The sequence below is a fragment of the Paraoerskovia marina DSM 21750 genome, from assembly GCF_000701465.1.
Lineage (GTDB): Bacteria > Actinomycetota > Actinomycetes > Actinomycetales > Cellulomonadaceae > Paraoerskovia > Paraoerskovia marina.
In genome coordinates this window covers 167,783-191,514 of record NZ_JNIY01000006.1, presented here as the reverse complement: position 1 = coordinate 191,514, position 23,732 = coordinate 167,783, and the positions used below count along the sequence as shown (strand labels likewise).

Below are 23,732 nucleotides of genomic sequence, written 5' to 3'. Positions count from 1 at the left end.
TCAGGGCGTCGGCGCCGACGGCCCGTCGGCCATGTCCTGACCGTACGCGACGAGGGAGCGGCGGTACCGGGTCACGAGCGACCCGATCGTCTCGACGGCGATGCCCACCGCCTCACGCTCACGTCCGGTGTCGGCGAGAGCGAGGGCGTAGAACGCGCGGACCTGAGGCTCGAGGAGGCTCTCGCCCCGGTCGAGCTCGTCCGCGAGGATCCGGACCGCCTCGTCCGCCTCGCCGATCGCGCGCAACGAGCTGGCGAGCTGGACGGCGGCCTGGCGTCGACGGTCCGGGTCCAGCCCTCCGTCGAGCGCCTCCCGGTACAGCGCGATCGCCTCGGCGGTGCGTCCGGTCGAGTCGCGTGCTCCGGCGCGCTCGAAGGTGCCCCGCGGGTCGCCGGTGTCCAGCTCCGACGCGAGGGCGTCGATCCGGGCGAGCAGCTCGTCGTCGTCGGGTCGGTCGGCCCCTGCTGCGTGTGTCCAGACCGCGTCGACGCGGCGCTCCCAGTCGTCCATCGGGTCATTGTCCCCTGCTCGCGGGACCAGGACCGCCTCGGCGCTGCGCACCGGTGTGGGCGGCATGCCCGACAATGGTGACGTGCCACAGTACAGAGACGACGCCATCGTGCTGCGCACCCAGAAGCTGGGTGAGGCGGACCGCATCGTCACGTTCCTCACGCGCGAGCACGGCAAGGTGCGGGCGGTCGGCAAGGGCGTGCGGCGGACGTCGTCGCGGTTCGGCGCCCGCCTGGAGCCGTTCATGATGGTCGACGTGCAGTTCCACGAGGGACGGTCGCTCGACGTGGTGACCCAGGTCGAGACCGTCGGGCCCTACGCGCGCCGCATCGTCGAGGACTACGGGATGTACACGGCCGGGGTCGCGATGCTGGAGACCGCCGAACGTCTGGTCGCGGCCGAGAAGGAGCCCGCGGTGCAGCAGTTCTGGCTCCTCGTGGGCGGTGTGCGGTCCCTCGCGACGGGCGAGCACGACGCGGGCCTCGTGCTCGACTCCTACCTCCTGCGGGCGCTGTCGATCGCGGGGTGGGCGCCGACGTTCACCGAGTGCGCGCGGTGCGGCGAGCCCGGGCCGCACCGGGCGTTCTCCGTCGCGACCGGCGGTGCTGTCTGCGGGGCCTGCCGTCCGCCGGGGTCCACGTCGCCGGCGCCGGAGACGTTCGGCCTGCTGGCGGCCCTGATCGAGGGGGACTGGCATACTGCGGATGCGTCCGTGGGTCAGCACCGGCGCGAGGCGAGCGGCCTGGTCGCCGCGTACAGCCAGTTCTACCTGGAGAGGACGTTGAGATCGTTGCGGATGGTTGAGCGGGTCGACCCGCCTGTCAGAACCACGCCCCCTGGCGAGGCGCTCGCATGAGCCGCACGACGCCGTCGCGCGGCCGTCGTGAGTTCCTCGCCCCGCCACCGCACCCGTCGGGCGCTCGCCCGCCGCGGATCCCGGCCGAGCTCGTGCCCGAGCACGTCGCGGTCGTCATGGACGGCAACGGTCGGTGGGCGAACGCCCGGGGTCTGCCGCGGACCGCCGGGCACGAGGCCGGGGAGGCGGCGCTCCTGGACGTCGTCGCCGGGGCGATCGAGGTCGGGGTCAAGCACGTCAGCGCGTACGCGTTCTCGACGGAGAACTGGAAGCGGTCGCCCGAGGAGGTCAAGTTCCTCATGGGCTTCAACCGCGACGTGATCCGGCGTCGTCGTGACGAGATGAACTCCTGGGGAGTCCGGGTGCGCTGGGCGGGTCGCCGACCGCGCCTGTGGGCGTCGGTGATCAAGGAGCTCGAGGTGGCCGAGGAGCTCACGCGGGACAACGACGTCTGCACCCTGACGATGTGCGTCAACTACGGCGGGCGCGCCGAGATCGCCGACGCCGCGGCCGCCATCGCCCGCGACGCGAAGGCCGGGCTGCTGGACCCGCGCAGGATCTCGGAGAAGACCGTGCAGAAGTACCTTGACGAGCCCGACCTCCCGGACGTCGACCTGTTCTGGCGCAGCTCGGGCGAGCAGCGGACGTCGAACTTCATGCTCTGGCAGGCCGCCTACGCCGAGCTCGTCTTCATGGACACACCCTGGCCGGACGTCGACCGCCGTTCGCTCTGGGACGCCGTCGAGACGTACGCCCGGCGGGACCGGCGGTACGGGGGAGCGGTCGACGCCCCCAGCGCGTGAACCCCGGACTGGGCATCGAGGCCCGGCCGTCCTTGTCGTCCGCCTACGTGGTGCTTCCGTCCTCCTGTGCCGGCGGTGCCTGCACCGGAGCTGCCTGGGTGGCCGCCTCGTGCTCCGCCTGGGCACCGGGGGGCACAGCGCCGAGCGTCGCTCCGGCGGCCCGGGAGTGGCGGCGGTGGAGGACGACCGCGAGCGCGATCAGCACGACGATCAGCACGAGCACCGCGATGCCGGCCGGTGATCCCGTCGCAGCGGCGAGTGCCGCCGTCCAGGCTGCCCACCCCACGGTCGCGTAGATCGTGCCGTGCAGGACGCAGCCGAGCGCCATGACCGCCAGGTAGCGGCCGAACGGGACGCGGAGGATCCCCGCCGCACCGTTGACGATCGTCTTGGTGCCCGACATCAGGAACGACGCGGGGACCGCGACGAGGCCCCACCGCTCGAGGGCACGTCGTCCACGGGCTGCTCCGGGGCCGCCGAGCCACCCCTGGACACGCCGGACCCAGGCGCGCTCGGTGTGCGTGCGCTCGACCGTCCACGTGGAGACGAGGCGTGCGATCCAATACGTCGCGAGCGTGCGCAGGAACGCGATCGACGCGAAGAAGGCAAAGAGGGGCCAGAACGACGCGCCGTTCAGCGAGTCGGGCATGCGGCTAGCGCGTCGTCGCGCAGGACTCGCAGGTGCCGAAGATCTCGATGGTGTGCTCGATGTCCACGAACCCGTGCGCGGCGCCGATGCTCTCGGCCCACGCCTCGACGGTCGGTCCGTCGATCTCGACCGTCCGGCCGCAGGTGCGGCAGACGAGGTGGTGGTGATGCTCCGAGCGTTGGCAGCGTCGGAAGAGGTTCTCGCCGTCCTCCGTGCGGAGCACGTCGACGTCGCCCGAGTCGGAGAGTGCCTGGAGGGTGCGGTAGACCGTGGCCAGGCCGATCGAGTCTCCGCCCGTACGGAGCTCGTCGTGGAGCTGCTGGGCACTGCGGAAGTCGTCGACACGGTCGAGGACCGCGGAGACCGCGGCCCGCTGCTTGGTCATGCGTTGCACGTCTCGTCGCCGTCCTTCCGTGCGGTCCCGGACGGCTCGAGGTCGACGTCGTCCGGGATGTCGGGGTGCGGGTCGTGGCGTCGGCGGCGCGTGACGATCGGCGCGATCGCGGCCACGATCCCATACGTGATGATCGCCAGCACCACGATAGTCGCCCCGGGCGACACGTTGTACCAGTAGGTGATGGAGAGCCCCACCACACAGACCGTGACGCCGACGACGGTCGCGACCTGCATCGTGCGGCGGAACGACCGGGTGGTGAGCTGGGCTACGGCGACGGGCACGATCATCAGGGCACTGACGAGCAGGAGCCCGACGACGCGCATCGCCACCGTGACGGTCAGCGCCGCGACGATCGCCACCGCGATGTTGAGGAACCGCACGGGCAGGCCCGAGGCCTTGGCGAACTCCTCGTCGTAGCTGACGGAGAACAGCGCCGCGCGCAGCCCGAGGCCGACGGCGAGCACGATGACGCTCAGGATGAGCGTGAGGACGAGGTCGCCCGTCGTGACCGTCGATATCGACCCGAACAGGTACGCCGTGAGGTTGGCCTGGGACCCGCCGGCGATGCCCATCAGCAGCACGCCACCGGCGATCCCGCCGTAGAAGAGGAGGGCGAGGGCGACGTCGCCGCTCGTGCGGCCGCGCTCCCGGACGAGCTCGATCGCGACCGACCCGATGATCGCCGCGATCACGGCACCGGGGATCGCGAGACGGTCCTGCGGCACCAGACCCATGCCGGCGCCGACGAGCCATCCGAGAGCGACACCCGTGAGGGCGACGTGCCCGATGCCGTCGCCCAGCAGCGACAGTCGTCGCTGGACCAGGTAGGTCCCGACGATCGGGGCGGTGAGTCCGACGAGCAGCGCCGCGATCAGAGCGCGCTGCATGAGCGGGTCGGAGAACATGTAGGCCAGCTCGGACAGGAAGGTCATGACTGGTGTCCCGATGCGTTGTCGAAGCCGAGGTCGGTCTGGGGGGCGTAGAGCGGGACCATGGGCTCGTGGGGGTGCACGTGGTCGTGGTCCTGCCCGGCGTGGTCGAGCGCGGCGCGGGGCGGGGCGCCGTCGTGGACGATCCGGCCGTGCCGGAGGACGACGGCGCGGGTCACCAGAGGAGCCAGGGCGCCGAGCTCGTGCAGGACGACGAGCACGGTCAGCCCCTGCTCGACGAGGCGCGTCATGGTGGCCGCGAAGGCCTCCTGGCTCGGCTGGTCGACGCCCGCCACGGGCTCGTCCAGGATCATCACGTCCGGCCGACGCGCGAGCGCCCGGGCGATGAGCACGCGCTGCTGCTGGCCGCCCGAGAGCTCGCTCGTCGCGAAGGTGGCCCGGTCGAGCAGTCCGACGGTCTCGAGCGCCTCGTCGGCGCGAGACTTCCAGTCCCGGGGGAGGCGAAGGCGACGCCCGTAGAGCAGACCCGAGCCGACGACCTCTCGAGCCGTGGACGGCACGCCGGACTGGGCGCTGACGCGCTGCGGGACGTAGCCGATCCGCTGCCAGGGGACATCGCCCGTCAGGGGCGTGCCGAGAAGGGACACGGAACCGGCGCTGGGCGTGAGGATGCCGACGATCGTGCGGACGAGGGTCGACTTGCCCGAGCCGTTCGCCCCGAGCAGCGCGACGACCTCTCCGTTCGTGACGGTCAGGTCGATGCCGCGCAGGATCCTGCTCGCACCGAGCGTGACCTCGAGGTCGGTGACGTCGATGACCGGCGTCACGAGCAGACCAGCCCCGCCTCGAGAGCCTGAAGGTTCGATTCCATGACATCAACGTAGTCGAGGGAGTCGTCGTTCTGCGTCTCCAGCGGGTCGAGCACCGCGGTGTCGACGCCGACGTCGTCCGCGAACGTCTCGGCGACCTTCGAGCTGGCGTTCGTCTCGGAGAAGACGGTCGTCACCCCGTACTCCTCGACGACGTCGCGGATCTCTCGGAGGCGCGCGGGGGACGGTTCGTTCTGCGGGTCGACCCCTGCGAGCCCGACCTGGACGAGGTCGTACCGCTCCGCAAGGTAGCCGAACGCCTCGTGCGACGTGACCAGCGCAGCGCCCGCGCAGTCCGCGAGCGCGGTCGAATAGTCCTCGTCGAGCGCTGTCAGCTCACCGACGAGCTCGTCCAGGTTCGCGCTGTACTCGTCGGCGTTCTCGGGGTCGACGGCGCTCAGCTCGGCCTCGACGGCGGTGGCGACGTCTGCCAGCCGAGTCGGGTCGAGCCAGAAGTGCGGGTCGTTGATCCCGTGGTCGTGCTCGTCCTCGGTCTCCGAGCCCGACTCGGTCGTCGCCTCCGCCTCGTCGGCGTGCTCCGCGTGCTCCTCCTCGGTCTCGCCGGAGTGGTCGTCGTCCGCCTCGTCGACCTGCTCGGCGGCGTCCGTCGCGGCCTCCCCGTTCGGGGAGGACTCGAGGTGTGCGCTCTCGGCCGCGTCGAGGGCGTTCGCGTCCCGCGCCTCGACCGCCTCGTCGACGGCGGGCTGGAAGTCGGAGAGGTAGACGACGAGGTCGGCGTCGCCGACACGCCGTACCTGGGCCGGCGAGAGCTCGAGGTCGTGCGGCTCCGCGGCCGGGGGTGTGAGGTTGGTGACCTCGACGAGGTCTCCGCCGATCTCCTCCGCGACGTACTGCAACGGATAGAACGACGCGAGCACCTGCACGCGGTCCGGGTTCTCCGGTGTCTGGTCGGCGGCCGCCCCGCACGCCGTGAGCGTGAGGGCGAGGCTGGTGGCTGCGGCGATCGTAAGGGTCGTGCGACGGGCGGAAGGCATGGCGACAATCCTCCGCTAAATGATAATCAGTGTCAAGAAGGTTCGCGCGGTGGGGACCAGTAGGCTGGGGGATCGCCCCGACGAAGCCACGTCCGGGGTACACACGACCTTCTGGAGTGATCAGCGTGGCCGCAGCGCCTTCCCGTCTCGACAACGTCGTCGCCCTCGCGAAGAGGCGCGGGTTCGTCTTCCCCTCGGGCGAGATCTACGGAGGTACGCGGTCCGCCTGGGACTACGGGCCGCTCGGTGTCGAGCTCAAGGAGAACATCAAGCGCCAGTGGTGGAAGGCGATGACGCGTCGCGACGACGTCGTGGGCCTCGACTCCTCGGTGATCCTGCCCCGCCAGGTGTGGGTGGCCTCGGGCCACGTGGGAGTCTTCACCGACCCCCTCACGGAGTGCCTGAGCTGCCACAAGCGGTTCCGCGAGGACCAGATGCTCGAGGAGTTCGAGGAGAAGAAGGGCCGCGCCCCCGAGGGTGGCCTCGCCGAGATCGCCTGCCCCAACTGCGGCAACCGCGGCCAGTGGACCGAGCCGCGCGACTTCAACATGATGCTCAAGACCTACCTCGGCGCGGTCGAGGACGAGTCGGGCATGCACTACCTGCGCCCCGAGACCGCCCAGGGGATCTTCGTGAACTTCGCCAACGTGATGGGGGCCTCGCGCCGCAAGCCGCCGTTCGGCATCGCGCAGATCGGCAAGTCGTTCCGCAACGAGATCACGCCGGGCAACTTCATCTTCCGGACGCGCGAGTTCGAGCAGATGGAGATGGAGTTCTTCGTCGAGCCCGGCACCGACGAGGAGTGGCACCAGACGTGGATCGACCTGCGTCACGACTGGTACACCGGGCTCGGCATCGCGCCGGAGAACCTGCGCCTGTACGAGCACCCGAAGGAGAAGCTGTCCCACTACTCGACGCGGACCGTCGACATCGAGTACCGGTTCGGGTTCACCGGGTCCGAGTGGGGCGAGCTCGAGGGCATCGCCAACCGCACCGACTTCGACCTCAAGACCCACGCCGAGCACTCGGGCAAGGACCTGTCGTACTTCGACCAGACCAAGGACGAGCGGTGGGTGCCCTACGTCATCGAGCCGGCGGCCGGTCTGACGCGCTCGCTGATGGCATTCCTCGTCGAGGCGTACACCGAGGACGAGGCGCCCAACGCCAAGGGCGGGGTGGACAAGCGCACGGTGCTGCGTCTCGACCCGCGGCTCGCGCCGGTCAAGGTCGCCGTGCTGCCCCTCAGCCGCAACGAGAAGCTGTCGCCGAAGGCCCGCGGTCTGGCCGCGGACCTGCGTGAGCACTGGAACGTCGACTTCGACGACGCCGGTGCCATCGGGCGCCGCTACCGCCGCCAGGACGAGATCGGCACGCCGTTCTGCATCACCGTCGACTTCGACACGCTCGACGACGACGCGGTCACCATCCGTCACCGTGACTCGATGGAGCAGGAGCGCGTCGCGCTCGACCAGGTCGTGAGCTACCTCGCGGGGCACCTGGTCGGCTGCTGAGACCTGCATAGACGACAGCCGACCCCGGGGTCTCGGGGCGTCCCGTCACGGGACGCCCCGAGACCCCGGGGTCGGCTGTGTACGTGGCCCGGAGCCCTAACCGACCTTCTTGCCCCCGCGGTTGACCAGGACGAGGACGACGCCGACCACCATCGCGATGATGCCGAGGTAGATGAAGAACTGCCCGAGACCGGCGAGGCCGAGAACGAGCAGCACGAGACCGGCGATGATCAAGACGAGCCAGAGGGCCATGAGAGTCCTTTCGTCAGCGATGCGCACCGTTCGGTGCGCCACAGGTCCGTGACCCTAGGGCGGTACGGACGGACTCGCACGTCGGAGACCTGCCGATGCCGAGGAATGGGAGAATGGGCGCGTGAGTACCAGCGCATCCGTCCAGCCCGTACCCGGCCAGCGGCTTCTGCCGCCGCTCCAGGTCGGGCCGCACACCATCGAGACCCCTGTCGAGCTCGCCCCGATGGCGGGCGTGACGAACAAGGCGTTCCGGACCCTGTGCCGTGAGAACGGTGGCGGGCTCTTCGTCGCCGAGATGATCACGAGCCGTGCTCTCGTCGAGCGCAACCCGGTCGCGCTGCACATCCTCACGTTCGACGAGAGCGAGTCCCCGCGCTCCGCCCAGGTGTACGGCGTCGACCCGGCCACCGTCCGCGAGGCGGTGCGGATCATCGCCAGCGAGAACCTCGCCGACCACGTCGACCTGAACTTCGGCTGCCCCGTGCCGAAGGTCACCCGCAAGGGCGGTGGCGCCGTCCTGCCGTGGAAGAGAGACCTGTTCACGTCGATCGTCCACGCGGCGGTCGACGCTGCGAAGCCGTACGACGTGCCGGTGACGATCAAGATGCGCAAGGGCATCGACGACGACCACCTGACGTACCTCGAGGCGGGCCTGATCGCCCAGGACGCGGGCGTCGCGACCGTCGCCCTGCACGCCCGGACCGCGGCCGACTTCTACAGCGGCACGGCCGACTGGGAGTCGATCGCCCGGCTGAAGGAGACGGTCACCGAGATCCCGGTGCTCGGCAACGGCGACATCTGGTCGGCCGAGGACGCGGTGCGGATGGTCGAGGAGACCGGGTGCGACGGCGTCGTCGTCGGCCGTGGCTGTCAGGGCAGGCCCTGGCTGTTCGCGGACCTGCAGGCGGCGTTCGAGGGTCGGCCGGAGCGGGTGACCCCCGGGCTCGGCGAGGTCGCCGACACGATCTACCGGCACGGTGAGCTGATGGTCGAGTTCTACGAGGACGAGTCGAAGGGCATGCGGGACCTCCGCAAGCACATGGCCTGGTACCTCAAGGGCTATGCGGTCGGGGGAGACGCGCGCCGCGCGCTGGCGATGGTCAGCACGCTCGAGGAGCTGCGGGGGCACCTGGCCGCTCTGGACCACGACGCGCCCTACCCGGGTGCGGACGCCGAGGGTCCGCGCGGGCGTGCGGGAACGCCGAAGAAGCCGCACGTCCCCTACGGGTGGCTGGACTCGCGCGACCTGGACCCGGAGTTCGAGGCGAGCCTGCGCGAGGCCGAGCTGAGCGTCTCCGGCGGCTGACTCGGGCCGTCCTCCGCGCGGACGCACGAACGCCCCGGGTCGCCGAACTGGTCGGCGGCCCGGGGCGTTTGTGTCCGCTCGCGTCAGACGCGGAACCAGACGGTGGTGTCGCGCGGGACCCTTGCCCCCGAGTCCTCGGTGGCGGTGGCGTGGTCGCCCGAGGCCACCAGCACCTCCGCGCCGACCGGGAGCGTGACGGCCTCGGTACCGAGGTTCGTCAGCACGACGACGTCACGGTTGAGCAGGGCGACGACGTCGGACGATCCCTGGTACTCGTCGACCCAGGCGAGGCTCCCCGAGCCGAGCTCCGCCTCACCCCGGACCTCAAGCGCCCGACGGTACATCTCGAACGTGGAGCCCTCGACGTCGCGCTGCTGGTCCGCCGCGTACGTACCGTACGACGGAGGCTGCGGGAGCCACGTCTTCCCGGTCGGCCCGAAGCCGTATCCGGGGGCGGCGGCCTCCCACGGGATCGGGACGCGGCAGCCGTCGCGGCCGATCTCCTCGCCGTTCGTGCGGAAGAACGACGGGTCCTGTCGCGCCTCGTCCGGGATCATGATGTGGTCCGGGAGGCCCAGCTCTTCACCCTGGTAGACGTACGCGCTTCCGGGCAGGCCGAGCATGAGCAGCGACGCGGCGCGGGCGCGCTTGATGCCGAGCGCCTCGTCGGGCTGGGGGTCGGTAGGCTTGATGCCTGCGGTGCCGGCCGGGCGCTGGGAGGCGTCCTCGTAGCCGAGGCGCGAGGCGTGCCGGGACACGTCGTGGTTCGACAGGACCCAGGTGGTGGGTGCGCCGACGGAGTCGGACATCTCCAACGACTCGGCGACGATGTCGCGCAGGCGCGAGGCGTCCCACTCTGTCGTCAGGAAGGCGAAGTTGAACGCCTGGTGCATCTCGTCGGCGCGCACGTAGCGCGCGAGGCGCTCCATCGGCTCGACCCAGGCCTCGGCGACCAGGCAGCGGTCGCCGTCGTACTCGGCGAGAACCTGGTGCCATGCGCGGTAGATGTCGTGCACCCCGTCCTGGTCGAACATCGGGCCGTTGACCGAGGTGTCCACGAGGCCGTCCTCGGGTGCGCCGGGGTCGACCACCTGTTCCGCCGGCTTCTCGGTGCCCTCGACCATCGAGGTCTTTCCGCTCCAGTCGGGCAGTCCGTCGGCCTTGACCATGCCGTGCGCGACGTCGATGCGGAACCCGTCCACGCCCTTGTCGAGCCAGAACCGCAGGACGTCCTCGAACTCGGCCTTGACCTCGTCGTTGCTCCAGTCGAGGTCGGGCTGGCTGGTGTCGAAGAGGTGCAGGTACCACTGCGGCCCGGCGGGGCCGTCGTCCTCCGAGGCTGGCAGGCGGGTCCACGCCGGTCCGCCGAAGATCGACTGCCAGTTGTTCGGTGGTGTCGAGCCGTCGGCCCCCTTGCCGTCCCGGAACATGTACCGCGCGCGGGCCGGGCTGCCGGCGGGCGAGCGGAGCGCCTCCTGGAACCAGACGTGCTGGTCCGAGGTGTGGTTGGGCACGAGGTCCACGATGATCCGGATGCCGCGCTCGTGCGCCTGCTCGAGCAGCACGTCGAAGTCCTCGAGCGTGCCGAAGAGGGGGTCGACCGCGCGGTAGTCGGCGACGTCGTACCCCGCGTCCTTCTGGGGGGAGCGGTAGAAGGGCGAGAGCCACAGCGCGTCGATGCCGAGCGCGGCGAGGTGCGGCAGGCGGGAGGTGATCCCGGGGAGGTCGCCGATGCCGTCGCCGTCCGCGTCGGCGAACGACCGGGGGTAGACCTGGTAGATGACCGCGTCACGCCACCACTCGGAGGGCTCGTGCGACGCATGGACCACCGTGCTGGCGGAGAGAGGCTTCGTGGGCGACGAATCGATTCGAGTCATGGTGAGTGCTGTCCTTTTCGTGGCGTCGTCGAGGAGTAGGCACCGAGCGGCGATGCCCTTGGGACGTAGTGTAAGCGCTTACGGCGTGGTGTCGACAGCGGCAGGGGCGGGGCCTGTGGACTCACGGACGACGAGCTCCGTGCGGAACAGCAGCTCGCTGCGCGGCGACGCGGTGCCCTGGATCTGGCCCAGGAGAGCGCTGACGGCGGCCTGTGCCATCGAGTCGACGGGCTGGCGGATCGTGGTGAGCGGCGGATCGGTGAACGCGATGAGGGGGGAGTCGTCGTACCCGACCACCGAGACGTCGCCGGGTACGCGCAGGCCACGGGTCCTCGCCGCCCGGATGGCCCCGAGCGCCATCAGGTCCGATCCGCAGACGATGCCGGTGTGGCCCCGGTCGATCAGGTCGGTGGCTCCGGCCTGCCCTCCCTCGACGGTGTAGAGCGTCGTCGAGATCGACTCCTCCGCCTCCGCCCGGTCCGTGGCGAGGCCGTGGTCGACGAGAGTGTCGACGAAGCCGTCGATCTTCCGCCGTGCCGGGACGAACCGGGCCGGACCGATGACGAGCCCGACCCGGCGGTGTCCGAGCGACGTCAGGTGGCGGACCGCCGCCCGGGTCGCCTCGACGTCGTCGGGCGAGACGAAGGGGACGTCGAGCTTGTCCGTGTATCCGTTGATCAGCACGACAGGTACGCCCGTGTCGGTGATCCGCTGGTAGCGGCTCATGTCCGTCGACGTGTCGGCGTGGAGGCCGGAGACGAAGATGATGCCGTTGACCCCGTGCGTCAGGAGGGTCTCGACGTACTGGTCCTCGGTCGTGCCGCCGGGGGACTGCGTGCACAGCAGCGGCGTGTAGCCGTGCTGCGCGAGCGTCGCCTCGATCGCCTGGGCGAGAGCGGGGAAGACCGGGTTCGTGAGCTCCGGGATCACGAGACCGACGAGGCCCTCGGAGCGGGTTCGCAGCCGCTCGGGGCGTTCGTACCCGAGCACGTCGAAGGCGGCGAGCACGGCCTGGCGCGTCGCGGCGGAGACGTTCGCCTTGCCGTTGAGCACGCGCGAGACGGTCGCGGTGCTGACGCCGGATTGCTCGGCGATGTCGGAGAGTCTGGTGCGCACACGAGCAGCCTAGGGGAGGATTCGGCCCAGTGCTGCAAGCGTTACATGAATGTTGCAGCAAGCGCTTGCATATCTCGCTCGCCCCGGCCTATCGTCATCATGTCCCGGCGGCATCTGTCGCCTCACGCACGAACACTGGGAGTGACGATGCGACGGAGCATCATGATGGCCGGCGCGGTCGGCCTGACGCTGACACTGGCGGCCTGCGGGTCCGACACCAGCGAGTCCGAGGAGAGCACGGAGACCACGGCAGCGGCCGAGGAGACCGGCACGCTGACCGTCTGGGTCGACGAGACCCGACAGGCTGCCGTCGAGTCCGCCGCGGCGTCCTTCGAGGAGGAGACCGGCGCGGACGTCGAGCTCGTCCTGAAGAACTTCGAGGACATCCGCACGGACTTCATCGCGCAGGTCCCGACGGGCGAGGGCCCCGACATCACCGTCGGCGCGCACGACTGGCTGGGCGAGCTGCTCACCAACGGCGTCGTCGCCCCGGTCGAGCTCGGCGACATGACCGGTGACTTCGAGGACGTCTCGGTCGAGGCGTTCACGGCCGACGGGCAGGTCTACGGACTGCCGTACGCGATCGAGAACATCGCGCTCATCCGCAACACCGCGCTCGCCGACGAGGCACCCGCGACCTGGGACGACGCCATCGCCGCCGGCGAGGAGTCGGGCGCCACGTACCCGCTCCTGATCCAAACCGGGACCGAGGGCGACCCGTACACGTACTACCCGTTCCAGACGTCGTTCGACGCTCCGGTCTTCGAGCAGAACGAGGACGGGTCCTACTCGCCCGAGATCGCCATGGGTGGCGACAACGGCCACGCGTACGCCGAGTGGCTGCAGGAGCAGGGCGAGGCCGGCCTCCTCAGCACGGACATGACCTACGACATCGCGGTGGAGGCCTTCGCCAACGGCGAGTCGCCGTTCATCATCGGTGGCCCGTGGATGATCGAGTCCTTCGCCGACCTCGACCTCTCGGTCGACCCGATCCCGACGGCCGGCGACGACGTCGCGCAGCCCTTCGTCGGCGTGCAGGGCTTCTACGTCAGCGCGCAGAGCGAGAACACGCTGCTCGCCAACGACTTCCTCGTGAACTACATGTCCACGGACGAGGCCCAGACGGCGCTCTTCGAGTCCGGTGCGCGTCCGCCGGCACTCACCTCCGCGGCCGACGCCGCGTCGTCCGACCCGATCGTCGCGGGCTTCCGCGAGGTCGGCGCCGAGGCCGTCCCGATGCCGTCGATCCCCGAGATGGGTTCGGTCTGGGCGTTCTGGGGCGTCACCGAGGCCAACATCATCAGCGGTACGTCCGAGCCCGTCGAGGCCTGGGACAAGATGATCTCGGACATCGAGGGAGCGCTCGACTCCTGATCCGTCGAGGGCCGCGGGGACCAACCCGCGGCCCTCGCACACTGCCATCGCAGCGTCGACGAGGTCCCCGGAAGGCAAGATGTCGATCCAGAAGCACACCACCGGTCCGTCCACCATGACGGCCGAGGACGCAGCCGCACCCCCGCCCGGACGGCGTCGGAGGATGCGTCCGGACGAGTCCCCGGCGCGCAGGTTCGGCCCCGGGTTCCTCGTCAAGCTCGCCCTGATGGCCGTCGTCAACGCGTTTGGCGTGTACGTGATCATCTCGGCGTGGACCGCGGAGTCCTGGGTGATCCTCGGGGCGATGGCGGTCATGCTGGTCGTGGCCGACTGGGTCTACTTCTCCCGGCGCACCGTCCCGCTGAAGTACATCTTTCCCGGGCTCGTCTTCCTGCTGGTCTTCCAGATCTTCACGATCGCCTACACCGGGTGGGTCGCCTTCACGAACTACGGCGACGGCCACAACTCCACCAAGGAGCAGGCGATCGAGGCGCTCCTCGTCCAGAACGAGCGGCGCGTCGAGCGTGCCCCGTCGGTCCCGCTGACCGTGGTGGAGGACGGCGACGAGCTGGGCTTCGCCGTCGTGCGCGAGGACGGCACCGTCGAGGTCGGCTCCGCCGACGAGCCGCTCGAGAGCGTCGAGGCCACCGTCGCCGGCGGCCAGGTGACGGACGTCGACGGATGGACCGTGCTGGACCGCAACGACGTCCTGGCCCGCCAGGGCGAGATCACGGACCTGCGCGTCCCCGTCTCCGACGACCCGAACGACGGCTCGATCCGCACGCAGGACGCACGGACCGGCTACGCGTCGACGTCGACGCTCGTCTACGACGAGGCCGCGGACACGATGACGGACACCACCACGGGCACCGTCTACACGCCCAACGACGACGGCGAGTTCGAGGCCGCGGACGGCTCCACCCTCTCGGTGGGCTGGCGGGTGTTCGTCGGGCTCGACAACTTCACGCTCGCGTTCAGCGACTCTCGCTACGCGGGACCGTTCCTCCAGGTCGTCCTCTGGACCTTCGCGTTCGCGATCGCGTCGGTGGCGACCACGTTCCTGCTCGGCCTGTTCCTCGCGAGCGTCTTCAACGACCCGCGTCTGCGCGGGCGCAAGATCTATCGGACGCTGCTGATCCTGCCGTACGCGATCCCCGGGTTCGTCGCGCCGCTGCTCTGGTCCGGCCTGCTCAACCGCAGCTTCGGGTTCGTCAACCAGGTTCTGCTGAACGGTGCGAGCATCCCGTGGCTGACCGACCCGTGGCTCGCCAAGCTCTCCCTGATCGGGGTGAACCTCTGGCTGGGGTTCCCGTACATGTTCCTCATCTGCACGGGCGCGCTCCAGTCCCTGCCGACCGACGTCATGGAGGCCGCGAAGATCGACGGCGCGACCCGGCTGCGGACATGGCGCGAGATCACGCTGCCGCTGCTCCTCGTCTCCACGACGCCGCTGCTCATCTCCTCGTTCGCCTTCAACTTCAACAACTTCGCGCTCGTCTACATGCTGACGGGCGGTGGTCCACGGTTCGACGACGCGTCCGTCCCGCTCGGGCACACGGACATCCTCATCACGATGGTGTACTCCGTGGCCGGCCTCGACGGGAACGCCCCCAAGAACTTCGGGCTCGCGAGCGCGCTGTCGATCGTCATCTTCGTGATCATCGCGACCATCTCGGCCATCGCGTTCAAGAAGACCCGCTCGCTCGAGGAGATCAACTGACATGTCCTCCACCACCACGGTCGCCCCGCGCCGTCGCATGTCCGCCGGACGCTGGTTCACCGAGCTGGGCTGGCGCCACGTCGTCGGCGTCGTGTTCGTGATCTATGCGGTCTTCCCGATCGTGTACATCATCTCCGCGTCGCTCTCCGAGGGCGGGACGCTGACGGGGTCGAACGACCTGTTCAGCTCGATCTCGGGCAGCAACTACGCCGCGCTCGGTGACACCAGGTTCTGGTCGTGGGCCTTGAACTCGGTGCAGATCGCCGTCGTCACGAGCATCGGTACGGTGCTCATGGGTGCGGCGGCGGCCTACGCCTTCAGCCGCTTCCGCTTCACCGGCCGCCGTGTGGGTCTGACGACGCTGCTGATCGTGCAGATGTTTCCCCAGATGCTGGCGTTCGTCGCCATCTTCCTGCTCCTCATCAGCTTCGGCCAGGTCGTTCCTGCCCTCGGCCTGAACAGCAAGATCGCTCTGATCTGCGTCTACCTGGGTGGGGCGCTCGGTGTGAACACGTTCCTCATGTACGGGTTCTTCAACACCGTGCCGCGAGAGCTCGACGAGGCCGCCAAGATCGACGGCGCCACGCACTCGCAGACCTACTGGACGATCATCCTGCGGCTCGTCACCCCCATCCTCGCGGTGGTGGCACTGCTGTCGATCATCGCCACGTTCGGCGAGTTCGTCATCGCCCGTGTGCTTCTGCAGTCCGAGGGGAACTGGACGCTCGCGGTCGGCCTCTACTCGTGGGTCTCGAGCCTGCTCGAGGCGAACTGGGGGCTGTTCGCCGCCGGGGCCGTCATCTCGACGATCCCGATCCTCGCGCTCTTCCTCTTCCTGCAGAAGTACATCGTCGGCGGGCTGACGGCGGGTTCGGTCAAGGGCTGACGTCCGGCGGTATCCTCGCCGGATGCACCATGACGAGGGCACCCCGGAGGACGTCGACCGCGAGGTGCGTCGTCGGATGGACGCGCACGAGCTCTACGACGGCGCACGGTCCGCCACGCTCATGTCCGAGCAGGATCGCGCGAAGGACCTGGAGTTCGACTACAACCACACCCGTCCGGCTCAGCGGGCAGAGCGCGCTCGGATCCTGGGCGAGCTGCTCGGTGCGGTCGGCACCGGGGTGTGGGTCGAGCCGCCCCTGCGGGTCGCCTACGGGTATCGGATCCGGCTCGGTGACGACGTGTACGTCAACGCGGGTCTGAACGTCGTCGACGACGTCGACGTCGAGATCGGGGCGCGGACGATGCTCGCGCCCAACGTCGTGATCAGCACGACCGGTCATCCTGTCCACCCGGAACTGCGGACCGGGGGAGTGCAGTTCTCCGCACCGGTCCGGATCGGTGCGGACGTCTGGGTCGGCTCCGGCGCGGTCATCCTGCCCGGGGTCGAGATCGGGGACGGTGCCGTGGTCGCGGCGGGAGCCGTCGTCGCCGGGCACGTCCCGGCCCGGACGGTCGTCGGCGGCGTCCCGGCACGCGTGCTGCGCGCGATCACCGAGGACGACCGCGAGTGGGCCTACCGGCCGCCGCGCACGCTGCCGTCGCCGGGGCCCGAACCGCACTCCTGACCCGCCGCCGGCCGTGCACCGCTCCCGCGCCGTCGTCCGCGGCCCTACGCTGGGCATGTGCCAGCCCTGAGTTCAGCCCCGTACACCGCGACCGACGTCGACCGGTGGTCCGAGGAGCCGCCCAAGAGCAAGTCACGGACCCCGTTCGAGCGGGACCGCGCGCGCATCGTGCACTCCTCCGCCCTGCGGCGGCTCGGCGCCAAGACCCAGGTGCTCGGTCCGAGCAGCGACGACTTCGTCCGGACGCGCCTGACACACTCGCTCGAGGTCGCCCAGGTGGGCCGTGAGCTCGGCAAGGCGCTCGGCTGCGACCCGGACCTGGTCGACACCGCCTGCCTGGCCCACGACCTCGGGCACCCGCCCTTCGGGCACAACGGCGAGCGCGCGCTCGCCGAGCTCACCGTCGAGATCGGCGGCTTCGAGGGCAACGCCCAGACCCTGCGGCTGCTGACGCGGCTCGAGCCGAAGGTGGTCGCCGCCGACGGACGTGCGGTCGGCCTCAACCTCACGCGGGCGTCTCTCGACGCCGCGACGAAGTACCCGTGGGGCAGGGGCGAGGGTCCGCCGCGTCCCGACGGGACCCCGACCCCCAAGTTCGGGGTCTACGAGGACGACCGCGACGTCTTCCACTGGCTGCGCGACGGTGCCCCGGACAACGTGCAGTGCATGGAGGCGCAGGTGATGGACCTCGCGGACGACATCTCCTACTCCGTCCACGACGTCGAGGACGCCGTCGTCGCGGGGCACCTGGACCTGGCACGGCTCGACCACGACGGGGAGCGTGCGCGTGTCGTCTCCGCCGTCCACGCCTGGTACGGCCGCCGTTTCACCGCCGACGAGCTGGACGCCGCGCTCCTGCGTCTCGCCGCGACCGGGAACCTCGTGCGCGAGCACGACGGGTCGCGCCGGGCGCTCGCCCGCCTGAAGAACGCCACGAGTCAGCTGATCGGCCGGTTCAGCGGCTCCGCCCAGCGGGCCACCCGGGAGCGGTTCGGCGACGGCCCGCTCACGCGGTACGCGGGCTCGCTCGTGGTCCCGGAGGAGACCCACGCAGAGATCCTCGCCCTCAAGGGCATCGCGGTGGCGTACGTCATGGCGCCGCGGGAACAGGAGCCGGTCTACCACCAGCAGCGGCAGATCATCGCCGACCTCGTCGAGGTGCTGCGCGAGGGAGCACCTGACTCGCTCGAGCGGTCGTTCGCGGCGGACTGGCGGGAGGCGTCCGACGACGCGACTCGACTGCGCGTGGTGGTCGACCAGGTGGCCTCGATGACCGACGTGAGCGCGCTGCACCTGCACGCGCGGCTCGGCGTCCGCTAGCCTCCGACGGCACCCACGGACCCCTGCGGCACCCTAGACTCGACCCGTGGCCGGACTGATCAAGCGCGAGGACGTCGATGCCGTCCGTGACCGTGCACCGATCGACGAGATCGTCGGTGCGCACGTCACCCTGAAGTCCGCCGGCGTCGGTTCTCTCAAGGGCCTGTGCCCCTTCCACGACGAGCGGTCGCCGTCGTTCCACGTCCGCCCCCAGGTCGGCCGCTGGCACTGCTTCGGGTGCGGCGAGGGTGGCGACGCCATCTCGTTCGTCCAGAAGATCGACGGGCTCTCGTTCACGGAGGCCGTCGAGTACCTCGCCGACAAGGCCGGCGTCCAGCTGCGCTACGAGGAGGGCGGCGGGCCACGCCGCCAGGGCGAGCCGGGGCAGCGCCAGCGTCTGCTCGAGGTCCACCGCGTCGCGGCCGAGTACTACTCCGAACAGCTCTTCGGCCCGGGGGCCGGCGCGGCACGCGCGTTCCTCGCCGAGCGGAGCTTCGAGCGCGCGGACGCCGAGCACTTCGGCATCGGCTACGCGCCCACCGGGTGGAGCCACCTCATGGACCACCTGCGCGGGCGCGGGTTCACCCAGGCCGAGCTCACGGCGTCGGGCGTCGTCAGCGAGGGGCGACGCGGCGTCTACGACCGGTTCCGCGGCCGGCTGATGTGGCCGATCCGGGACCTTACCGGCGAGATCGTCGGGTTCGGCGCACGCCGGTTGTACGACGACGACCAGGGCCCGAAGTACCTGAACACCCCCGAGACCCCGCTCTACAAGAAGTCGCAGGTGCTCTACGGCATCGACCTCGCCAAGCGGGACATCGCCAAGAGCAAGCAGGCCGTGATCGTCGAGGGGTACACCGACGTCATGGCCGCGCACCTGTCGGGCGTGACGACGGCGGTCGCGACGTGCGGCACCGCGTTCGGCTCCGACCATGCCCGGATCGTGCGACGTCTGCTCGGCGACACCTCCCCGGCCGGCGGGCTCCAGCTGCGCTCCGGCACGTCCGTGGGTGGCGAGGTGATCTTCACGTTCGACGGCGACGCCGCGGGGCAGAAGGCCGCGATGCGCGCGTTCAGCGAGGATCAGCGCTTCTACGCCCAGACGTTCGTGGCCGTCGAGGGCTCCGGCATGGACCCGTGCGACCTGCGGATGGCTCGCGGACCGGAAGCCGTCCGGGCGCTCGTGGACGGGCGCCAGCCGCTCTTCGAGTTCGTCGTGCGGACGACGCTCGAGGACTACGACCTCACCACCGCCGAGGGGCGGGTCGGTGCGCTGCGGGCCGCGGCCCCCGTGATCGCCGGGATCCGGGACACCGCTCTGCGGCCCGAGTACGCGCGGATGCTGGCCGGCTGGATCGGGATGGACGAGCCCGCCGTCCTGCGCGCGGTCAAGAACGCCCCGCGGCTGGCCGGACCGGACGAGCACGCCCTTCGCCCGCACCGGTCCGAGCCAGCGGCGGAGTCCGTCTCCGACGGCCCACGTCTGCCCGAGCCGGACCCCCGTGACCCGGCAGCCCGGCTCGAGCGGCAGGTGCTGATCGGCGTGCTGCAGTACCCGCTCGCGGCTGACGCCGACACGTTCGACGCGCTCGACGCCGACGCCTTCGCGACGCCCGCCTGGCGGGCCGTGCACGAGGTGATCCGGGGTGTCGGCGGGCTCACGGCGGCTCGGGCCACGCCCGGGCGCTGGGTCGCCGACGTCGTCTCGGCCGCGCCCGAGCACGTCGCCCCGATCGTCAACCGTCTCGCCGTGGCCCCGATGCCCGAGGACCGTCCCGAGTCGATCGACGCGTACGTGCGCGACGTCGTGCGCACGCTCGTCGACATGGGGCTCGCCCGCCGTATCGCCGACGCGAAGGGGACGCTGCAGCGCCTCGACCCGTCGGACCCCGCCTACCAGCAGGCCTTCGCCGACCTGCTGAGCATCGAGAGACAGCGCCGCGAGCTGCGCGAGGCCGGGTGACGGCCGCCGGGTGACGGCCGGGTGACGACCGACGCCCGGTGGGGCTCGGAGCGGTCCAGCGACGAAAGAAGGCGCCGACCGGACGGTCAGCGCCTTCTGCGATGCTCCCGCGGTTGGATTCGAACCAACGACCGTCCGATTAACAGTCGGATGCTCTGCCACTGAGCTACGCGGGATCGCGGATCGGCTGCCTCGCCGGGCTGCCGAACGGAGAAAACTCTACCAGCCTCAGAGACCCATTCCGCACGCCGATCGTACGGCGGACTCTGTGACGTCCAACCGTCGCCGGATCGCCGGGTCGTCCACGTCGACGCCGCCGTCGACAGAGACCTGGGAGAAGAGGGAACCGTCCGGGGCGCGTCGGACCGCGACCCGCGCAGCGCCCCCCGGGAGCGTGATGCGCTCGGCGAGGACGACCGAGGTCTGGACCCGCTCGCGCAGCACCGTCGGGAAGGGTCCCGGCGACCCGTCCACGAGGCGGAGGGCCGTGGGCTCTGCGTCCACCCACGTCACCGTGATCGTCGACGTCTCGGGGTCCGCGCTGGCGCGGTCGACGGCCGACCAGGGTCGGCGAACGGCACGCGCACCGGTCAGGTGCAGGTGCTGCCGGCTCGCGACCGCCCAGCCGTCGTCGAGCTCGGCGCTCGCCAGGACCTTGTCGCCCGCCGCCAGGTCGAGCGTCTGGCGGACGTCTGCGGGGAGCGTGGCGCGACGAAAGAACATCTGGCAACCGTAGCGCCAGTACGTGGATGTGTGCGCGGAGGCGATAACCTCGCCTGGTCCGATGTCAGGAGGTCTCGTGCTCGTCGTCCACCCGTCACCCGTGCGCGTCCGGTTCCGGTGCGACGACGACGGCGCACCCGTGGGTTCCGACGCCCGCGACGCCTGGCTCGCGGCGCGGCGCTCCGGTGTCACGGCGACCGACTGCACGAAGATCGTCCGCCAGGACGGAACACCCAGCGTGCAGCGGGCCAAGCTGCTCGAACGCAAGGTCTTCGGCGAGGCGGACGCGCACTCGGCCGCCTTCGCCCACGGTCGTGAGCGGGAGCCGGTCATCGCGGCCTGGATCACCGAGAACTGGGGCATCGAGCCCAACGCACTGCTGTGCGAGGGGGAGACGTCGGGTCACCTCGCCACGCCCGACGGGATCGGCGAGGACGCGATCGCCGAGATCAAGACGTCGGTCCATCCGCTGCGCAGCGCGGTCCGTCGGTATCGCGACCAGCTCCAGTGGCAGCTGCACGTCACCGGTGCGGACCGCTCGCTCTTCGTCGTCGAGCACCGGCACACGCTCGAGCGAGAGGTCTGCTGGGTGACCCGGGACGAGCAGCGGATCGGCGTGCTGGTCGAGCACGCCGACCGGTTCCTCGCCGACCTGCACGAGCTCGCCGACGAGGTCGAGGCGCGCCGTCGGCGCATGGCGGAACGGCGGCGACTCGCGCTGCGCTGACGGGTACGATGTTCGGCGCACGGGCCAGTAGCTCAGTCGGTCAGAGCAGCGGACTCATAATCCGTCGGTCGTGGGTTCAAGCCCCACCTGGCCCACCCGTGTTCCCGAGGGATCCCCGAGCTGTGCGTCCGGGCCGGTCACCCGCGCTCGACGCAAGTGCCGAACGCCGCTGCCGACCGCCGGCATGCCCGACAAGTGGTGTGGAACGGAATCTTTGCCACACTGTCTCCCTGCCCCGGATCGACCGGGGCGAGGGAGGGTGATTCATGAACTCGGCATCTGGTGCCGCCCAGCAGGCGAACGACAGCAAGGTCCTCCAGGGTCTGGCGCGTGCCGGCTTCGCGGTGAGCGGCCTCCTGCACCTGATCGTCGGCGGCCTGGTCGTCAAGATCGCGCTGTCCTCCTCGGACTCCGGGTCCGCTGACTCCTCCGGTGCCTTCAGCGAGATCGCCCAGACGCCCGGTGGCGCGTTCGTCCTCTGGTTCGCCGTCGTCGCCTTCGCGGCGCTCGCGCTGTGGCAGGTGACGGAGGCGGTCTCTCGCGGGCAGGAGGCCACGGACCGCGCCAAGGCTGCGGGGAAGGCCGTGCTCTACGGAGCGATGGGGTTCATCGCGATGCGGTTCGCGACGGGCAGCGGGTCGGGTGGCGGCTCGGAGGAGTCGCTGACGGCCAAGGCCCTGGCCGCGCCGGCGGGTCAGCTCCTCGTCGGGGCGGTCGGCCTGGCGATCATCGGTGGTGGCGTCTACCACGTCTACAAGGGCTGGAAGGAGAAGTTCCGCGAGGACCTGAGGTCGACGGGAACGGGTGCCGCCGGCAAGGGTGTCGTCCTGACCGGGAAGATCGGGTACATCGCCAAGGGCGCAGCGCTTGTCGTCCTCGGTGCACTCTTCGTCTGGGCGGCCCTCACGGCCGACGCCGACAAGGCCGGTGGCATGGACGACGTCTTCGCCACGATCGGCGGGCAGCCGTTCGGGGCCGTCCTGCTCGTGGCCATGGGCCTCGGGTTCGCCGCCTACGGCCTGTACTCGTTCGCGAGGGCACGGTTCGCCCGGATGTGATCCGTGGGGGTCCGGGAGACGTGGAAGAATATGGCCCATGGCCATGCGAGAGATCCGCGTTATCCCGGACCCCGTCCTGCGCACCCCGTGCGAGGAGATCACGACCATCGACGACCGCGTGCGTGCGCTCGTCGAGGACCTCGTCGAGACGGTCGACGACGACGGTCGGGCAGGCCTCGCAGCACCCCAGATCGGCGTGAGCCTCCGTGCCTTCTCGTGGAACATCGAGGACGAGATCGGCTACGTGCTCAACCCCCGGATCACCGCACTGTCCGAGGACGAGTACCAGGATGGCGAGGAGGGGTGCCTGTCCGTCCCCGGGCTCTGGTACCCGACAACACGTGCGTGGTACGCCCGGGTCGAGGGGATCGACCTCGACGGGAAGCCCGTCGTGGTAGAGGGCACGGAGCTGATGGCGCGCGCGCTCCAGCACGAGTGCGACCACCTGGACGGCATGCTCTACCTGGACCGGCTGGAGAAGTCCGTCCGGCGCAAGGCGATGCGCGAGCTGCGTTCACAGCTCTGAGCCCCCACCCTGCATGACTCTTCGGGATCATGTAAGAATGTGAGCACGAGCACGCCGCGTGCACTGCAGTACTCCCGCTGGGCGAGGACGTTGGGGAAGACGAACCTCGACCTAGGGAGGCCGACATGTCTGGTGCAACCACTCGCGGTGTTCTTTTCGTGCACTCATCTCCGCGTGCGCTGTGCCCCCACATCGAGTGGGCGGCAGGCAACGTGCTGGGCAGGCGCGTCTCGCTGGACTGGACCGACCAGCCCGCCGGCGCCTCGGTGCTGCGCGCCGAGCTGAGCTGGACCGGTCCGCAGGGGACCGGTGCCAAGCTCGCCTCGGGCCTGCGCGGCTGGGCCCACCTGCGGTACGAGGTGACGGAAGAGGCCTCGCCCGGTGCCGACGGCAGCCGGTGGTCGCACACTCCAGGTCTCGGGATCTTCCACGCCGCAACGGACGTCCACGGCAACGTCGTCGTCCCGGAGGACCGCATCCGCTCCGTGCTCGAGCACGCCGACCCCCGGCAGATGCGCGACGCCCTGGACCTCGCCCTCGGCACCGCCTGGGACGCGGAGCTCGAGCCGTTCCGCTATGCCGGTGCCGGCGCACCCGTGCGCTGGCTCCACGAGGTCGGCTGACCTCGGACCGCGGCCACGACGTCCGGGCTCGCGACGCGAGAGCAGGAACCGTTCACGACGAAGGCCGGCACCCCCGGGGAAGGGGTACCGGCCTTC

The 23,732-nt window shown here is 70.5% G+C and carries 24 protein-coding genes and 2 tRNA genes; 15 read left to right on the top strand and 11 right to left on the bottom strand.

Annotated features, from left to right (window positions below; genetic code table 11):
- On the bottom strand, positions 1-576 hold the full coding sequence (locus tag Q343_RS0111220; protein ID WP_155990728.1) for a tetratricopeptide repeat protein: 576 nt from the start codon (positions 574-576) through the stop codon (positions 1-3).
- A gap of 16 nt (positions 577-592) precedes the next feature.
- On the opposite strand from Q343_RS0111220, the gene recO reads away from it, so the two are divergent.
- Positions 593-1,366, top strand: coding sequence for a DNA repair protein RecO (gene recO, locus Q343_RS0111215; RefSeq protein ID WP_155990727.1), 774 nt, complete (start codon positions 593-595; stop codon positions 1,364-1,366).
- A complete protein-coding gene (locus Q343_RS0111210) occupies positions 1,363-2,169 on the top strand; it encodes an isoprenyl transferase (protein ID WP_029253670.1) in 807 nt (268 codons plus the stop codon). The genes recO and Q343_RS0111210 overlap by 4 nt, the downstream gene beginning before the upstream one ends.
- 43 nt (positions 2,170-2,212) lie before the next feature.
- Here Q343_RS0111210 and Q343_RS0111205 read toward each other — a convergent pair whose 3' ends face one another.
- From Q343_RS0111205 to Q343_RS0111185, 5 genes are read right to left on the bottom strand one after another with little or no spacing between them, the layout of a single operon-like run.
- A complete protein-coding gene (locus Q343_RS0111205; RefSeq protein ID WP_155990726.1) occupies positions 2,213-2,818 on the bottom strand; it encodes a DedA family protein in 606 nt (201 codons plus the stop codon).
- 4 nt (positions 2,819-2,822) lie between these two features.
- Positions 2,823-3,203 carry a Fur family transcriptional regulator gene (locus Q343_RS0111200; RefSeq protein WP_029253668.1) on the bottom strand — a complete coding sequence of 127 codons (381 nt, stop codon included), beginning with the start codon at positions 3,201-3,203 and terminating at the stop codon, positions 2,823-2,825.
- Complete coding sequence (locus Q343_RS0111195; protein ID WP_043110008.1) at positions 3,200-4,147, bottom strand: metal ABC transporter permease; 948 nt, start codon at positions 4,145-4,147, stop codon at positions 3,200-3,202. Before Q343_RS0111195 ends, Q343_RS0111200 begins: the two co-directional genes overlap by 4 nt.
- Positions 4,144-4,938, bottom strand: a complete 795-nt coding sequence (locus Q343_RS0111190; protein WP_052367133.1) for a metal ABC transporter ATP-binding protein — start codon at positions 4,936-4,938, stop codon at positions 4,144-4,146. Before Q343_RS0111190 ends, Q343_RS0111195 begins: the two co-directional genes overlap by 4 nt.
- Positions 4,929-5,969 (bottom strand): metal ABC transporter substrate-binding protein, encoded by a 1,041-nt coding sequence (locus Q343_RS0111185; protein WP_029253665.1) that lies wholly within the window; start codon positions 5,967-5,969, stop codon positions 4,929-4,931. Before Q343_RS0111185 ends, Q343_RS0111190 begins: the two co-directional genes overlap by 10 nt.
- A 125-nt stretch (positions 5,970-6,094) precedes the next feature.
- On the opposite strand from Q343_RS0111185, the gene Q343_RS0111180 reads away from it, so the two are divergent.
- Positions 6,095-7,480 (top strand): glycine--tRNA ligase, encoded by a 1,386-nt coding sequence (locus Q343_RS0111180; protein WP_043110025.1) that lies wholly within the window; start codon positions 6,095-6,097, stop codon positions 7,478-7,480.
- Between the two features lie 96 nt (positions 7,481-7,576).
- Here Q343_RS0111180 and Q343_RS15355 read toward each other — a convergent pair whose 3' ends face one another.
- Positions 7,577-7,732 (bottom strand): hypothetical protein, encoded by a 156-nt coding sequence (locus Q343_RS15355; RefSeq protein WP_169738973.1) that lies wholly within the window; start codon positions 7,730-7,732, stop codon positions 7,577-7,579.
- 121 nt (positions 7,733-7,853) lie between these two features.
- On the opposite strand from Q343_RS15355, the gene dusB reads away from it, so the two are divergent.
- The gene (gene dusB / locus Q343_RS0111170; RefSeq protein WP_029253663.1) at positions 7,854-9,038 is read left to right on the top strand and encodes a tRNA dihydrouridine synthase DusB; all 1,185 of its coding nucleotides are present in this window, start codon (positions 7,854-7,856) and stop codon (positions 9,036-9,038) included.
- A gap of 83 nt (positions 9,039-9,121) precedes the next feature.
- Here the strand turns inward: dusB and Q343_RS0111165 are convergent, their stop codons facing one another.
- Both Q343_RS0111165 and Q343_RS0111160 read right to left on the bottom strand, forming a co-directional pair.
- On the bottom strand, positions 9,122-10,915 hold the full coding sequence (locus Q343_RS0111165) for a glycoside hydrolase family 13 protein (protein WP_029253662.1): 1,794 nt from the start codon (positions 10,913-10,915) through the stop codon (positions 9,122-9,124).
- Positions 10,916-10,993: 78 nt separating this feature from the next.
- Positions 10,994-12,031: a LacI family DNA-binding transcriptional regulator gene (locus tag Q343_RS0111160; protein WP_029253661.1), complete on the bottom strand. Its 1,038-nt coding sequence runs from the start codon at positions 12,029-12,031 to the stop codon at positions 10,994-10,996.
- Between the two features lie 147 nt (positions 12,032-12,178).
- Here Q343_RS0111160 and Q343_RS0111155 point away from each other — a divergent pair, with 147 nt between their 5' ends.
- The 6 genes from Q343_RS0111155 to dnaG all read left to right on the top strand — a co-directional run bounded on the left by Q343_RS0111155 (position 12,179) and on the right by dnaG (position 19,979).
- Positions 12,179-13,405 (top strand): sugar ABC transporter substrate-binding protein, encoded by a 1,227-nt coding sequence (locus tag Q343_RS0111155; RefSeq protein ID WP_029253660.1) that lies wholly within the window; start codon positions 12,179-12,181, stop codon positions 13,403-13,405.
- Between the two features lie 79 nt (positions 13,406-13,484).
- Positions 13,485-15,125: an ABC transporter permease subunit gene (locus Q343_RS0111150; RefSeq protein WP_428829350.1), complete on the top strand. Its 1,641-nt coding sequence runs from the start codon at positions 13,485-13,487 to the stop codon at positions 15,123-15,125.
- 1 nt (position 15,126) lies between these two features.
- Positions 15,127-16,011 (top strand): sugar ABC transporter permease, encoded by an 885-nt coding sequence (locus tag Q343_RS0111145; protein ID WP_029253658.1) that lies wholly within the window; start codon positions 15,127-15,129, stop codon positions 16,009-16,011.
- A 22-nt stretch (positions 16,012-16,033) separates the two neighbouring features.
- On the top strand, positions 16,034-16,696 hold the full coding sequence (locus Q343_RS15705; protein WP_029253657.1) for a sugar O-acetyltransferase: 663 nt from the start codon (positions 16,034-16,036) through the stop codon (positions 16,694-16,696).
- A gap of 57 nt (positions 16,697-16,753) precedes the next feature.
- Positions 16,754-18,016 (top strand): deoxyguanosinetriphosphate triphosphohydrolase, encoded by a 1,263-nt coding sequence (locus Q343_RS0111135; protein WP_052367132.1) that lies wholly within the window; start codon positions 16,754-16,756, stop codon positions 18,014-18,016.
- Between the two features lie 46 nt (positions 18,017-18,062).
- Complete coding sequence (gene dnaG, locus Q343_RS0111130; RefSeq protein ID WP_029253655.1) at positions 18,063-19,979, top strand: DNA primase; 1,917 nt, start codon at positions 18,063-18,065, stop codon at positions 19,977-19,979.
- A gap of 104 nt (positions 19,980-20,083) precedes the next feature.
- Here the strand turns inward: dnaG and Q343_RS0111125 are convergent.
- Positions 20,084-20,155 (bottom strand) — tRNA-Asn (locus tag Q343_RS0111125).
- Between the two features lie 52 nt (positions 20,156-20,207).
- Positions 20,208-20,702 carry a hypothetical protein gene (locus Q343_RS0111120; protein WP_029253654.1) on the bottom strand — a complete coding sequence of 165 codons (495 nt, stop codon included), beginning with the start codon at positions 20,700-20,702 and terminating at the stop codon, positions 20,208-20,210.
- A 61-nt stretch (positions 20,703-20,763) separates the two neighbouring features.
- Between Q343_RS0111120 and Q343_RS14585 the strand changes: the two genes are divergently transcribed.
- The 5 genes from Q343_RS14585 to Q343_RS0111095 all read left to right on the top strand — a co-directional run bounded on the left by Q343_RS14585 (position 20,764) and on the right by Q343_RS0111095 (position 23,636).
- Positions 20,764-21,429, top strand: a complete 666-nt coding sequence (locus Q343_RS14585; RefSeq protein ID WP_052367131.1) for a YqaJ viral recombinase family protein — start codon at positions 20,764-20,766, stop codon at positions 21,427-21,429.
- Positions 21,430-21,450: 21 nt separating this feature from the next.
- Positions 21,451-21,524 (top strand) — tRNA-Ile (locus Q343_RS0111110).
- 171 nt (positions 21,525-21,695) lie between these two features.
- On the top strand, positions 21,696-22,487 hold the full coding sequence (locus Q343_RS0111105; protein WP_029253652.1) for a DUF1206 domain-containing protein: 792 nt from the start codon (positions 21,696-21,698) through the stop codon (positions 22,485-22,487).
- 37 nt (positions 22,488-22,524) lie between these two features.
- Positions 22,525-23,013: a peptide deformylase gene (gene def / locus Q343_RS0111100; protein WP_029253651.1), complete on the top strand. Its 489-nt coding sequence runs from the start codon at positions 22,525-22,527 to the stop codon at positions 23,011-23,013.
- Between the two features lie 125 nt (positions 23,014-23,138).
- Positions 23,139-23,636 (top strand): DUF3145 domain-containing protein, encoded by a 498-nt coding sequence (locus tag Q343_RS0111095; RefSeq protein WP_029253650.1) that lies wholly within the window; start codon positions 23,139-23,141, stop codon positions 23,634-23,636.
- The last annotated feature ends 96 nt before the right edge of the window (positions 23,637-23,732 follow it).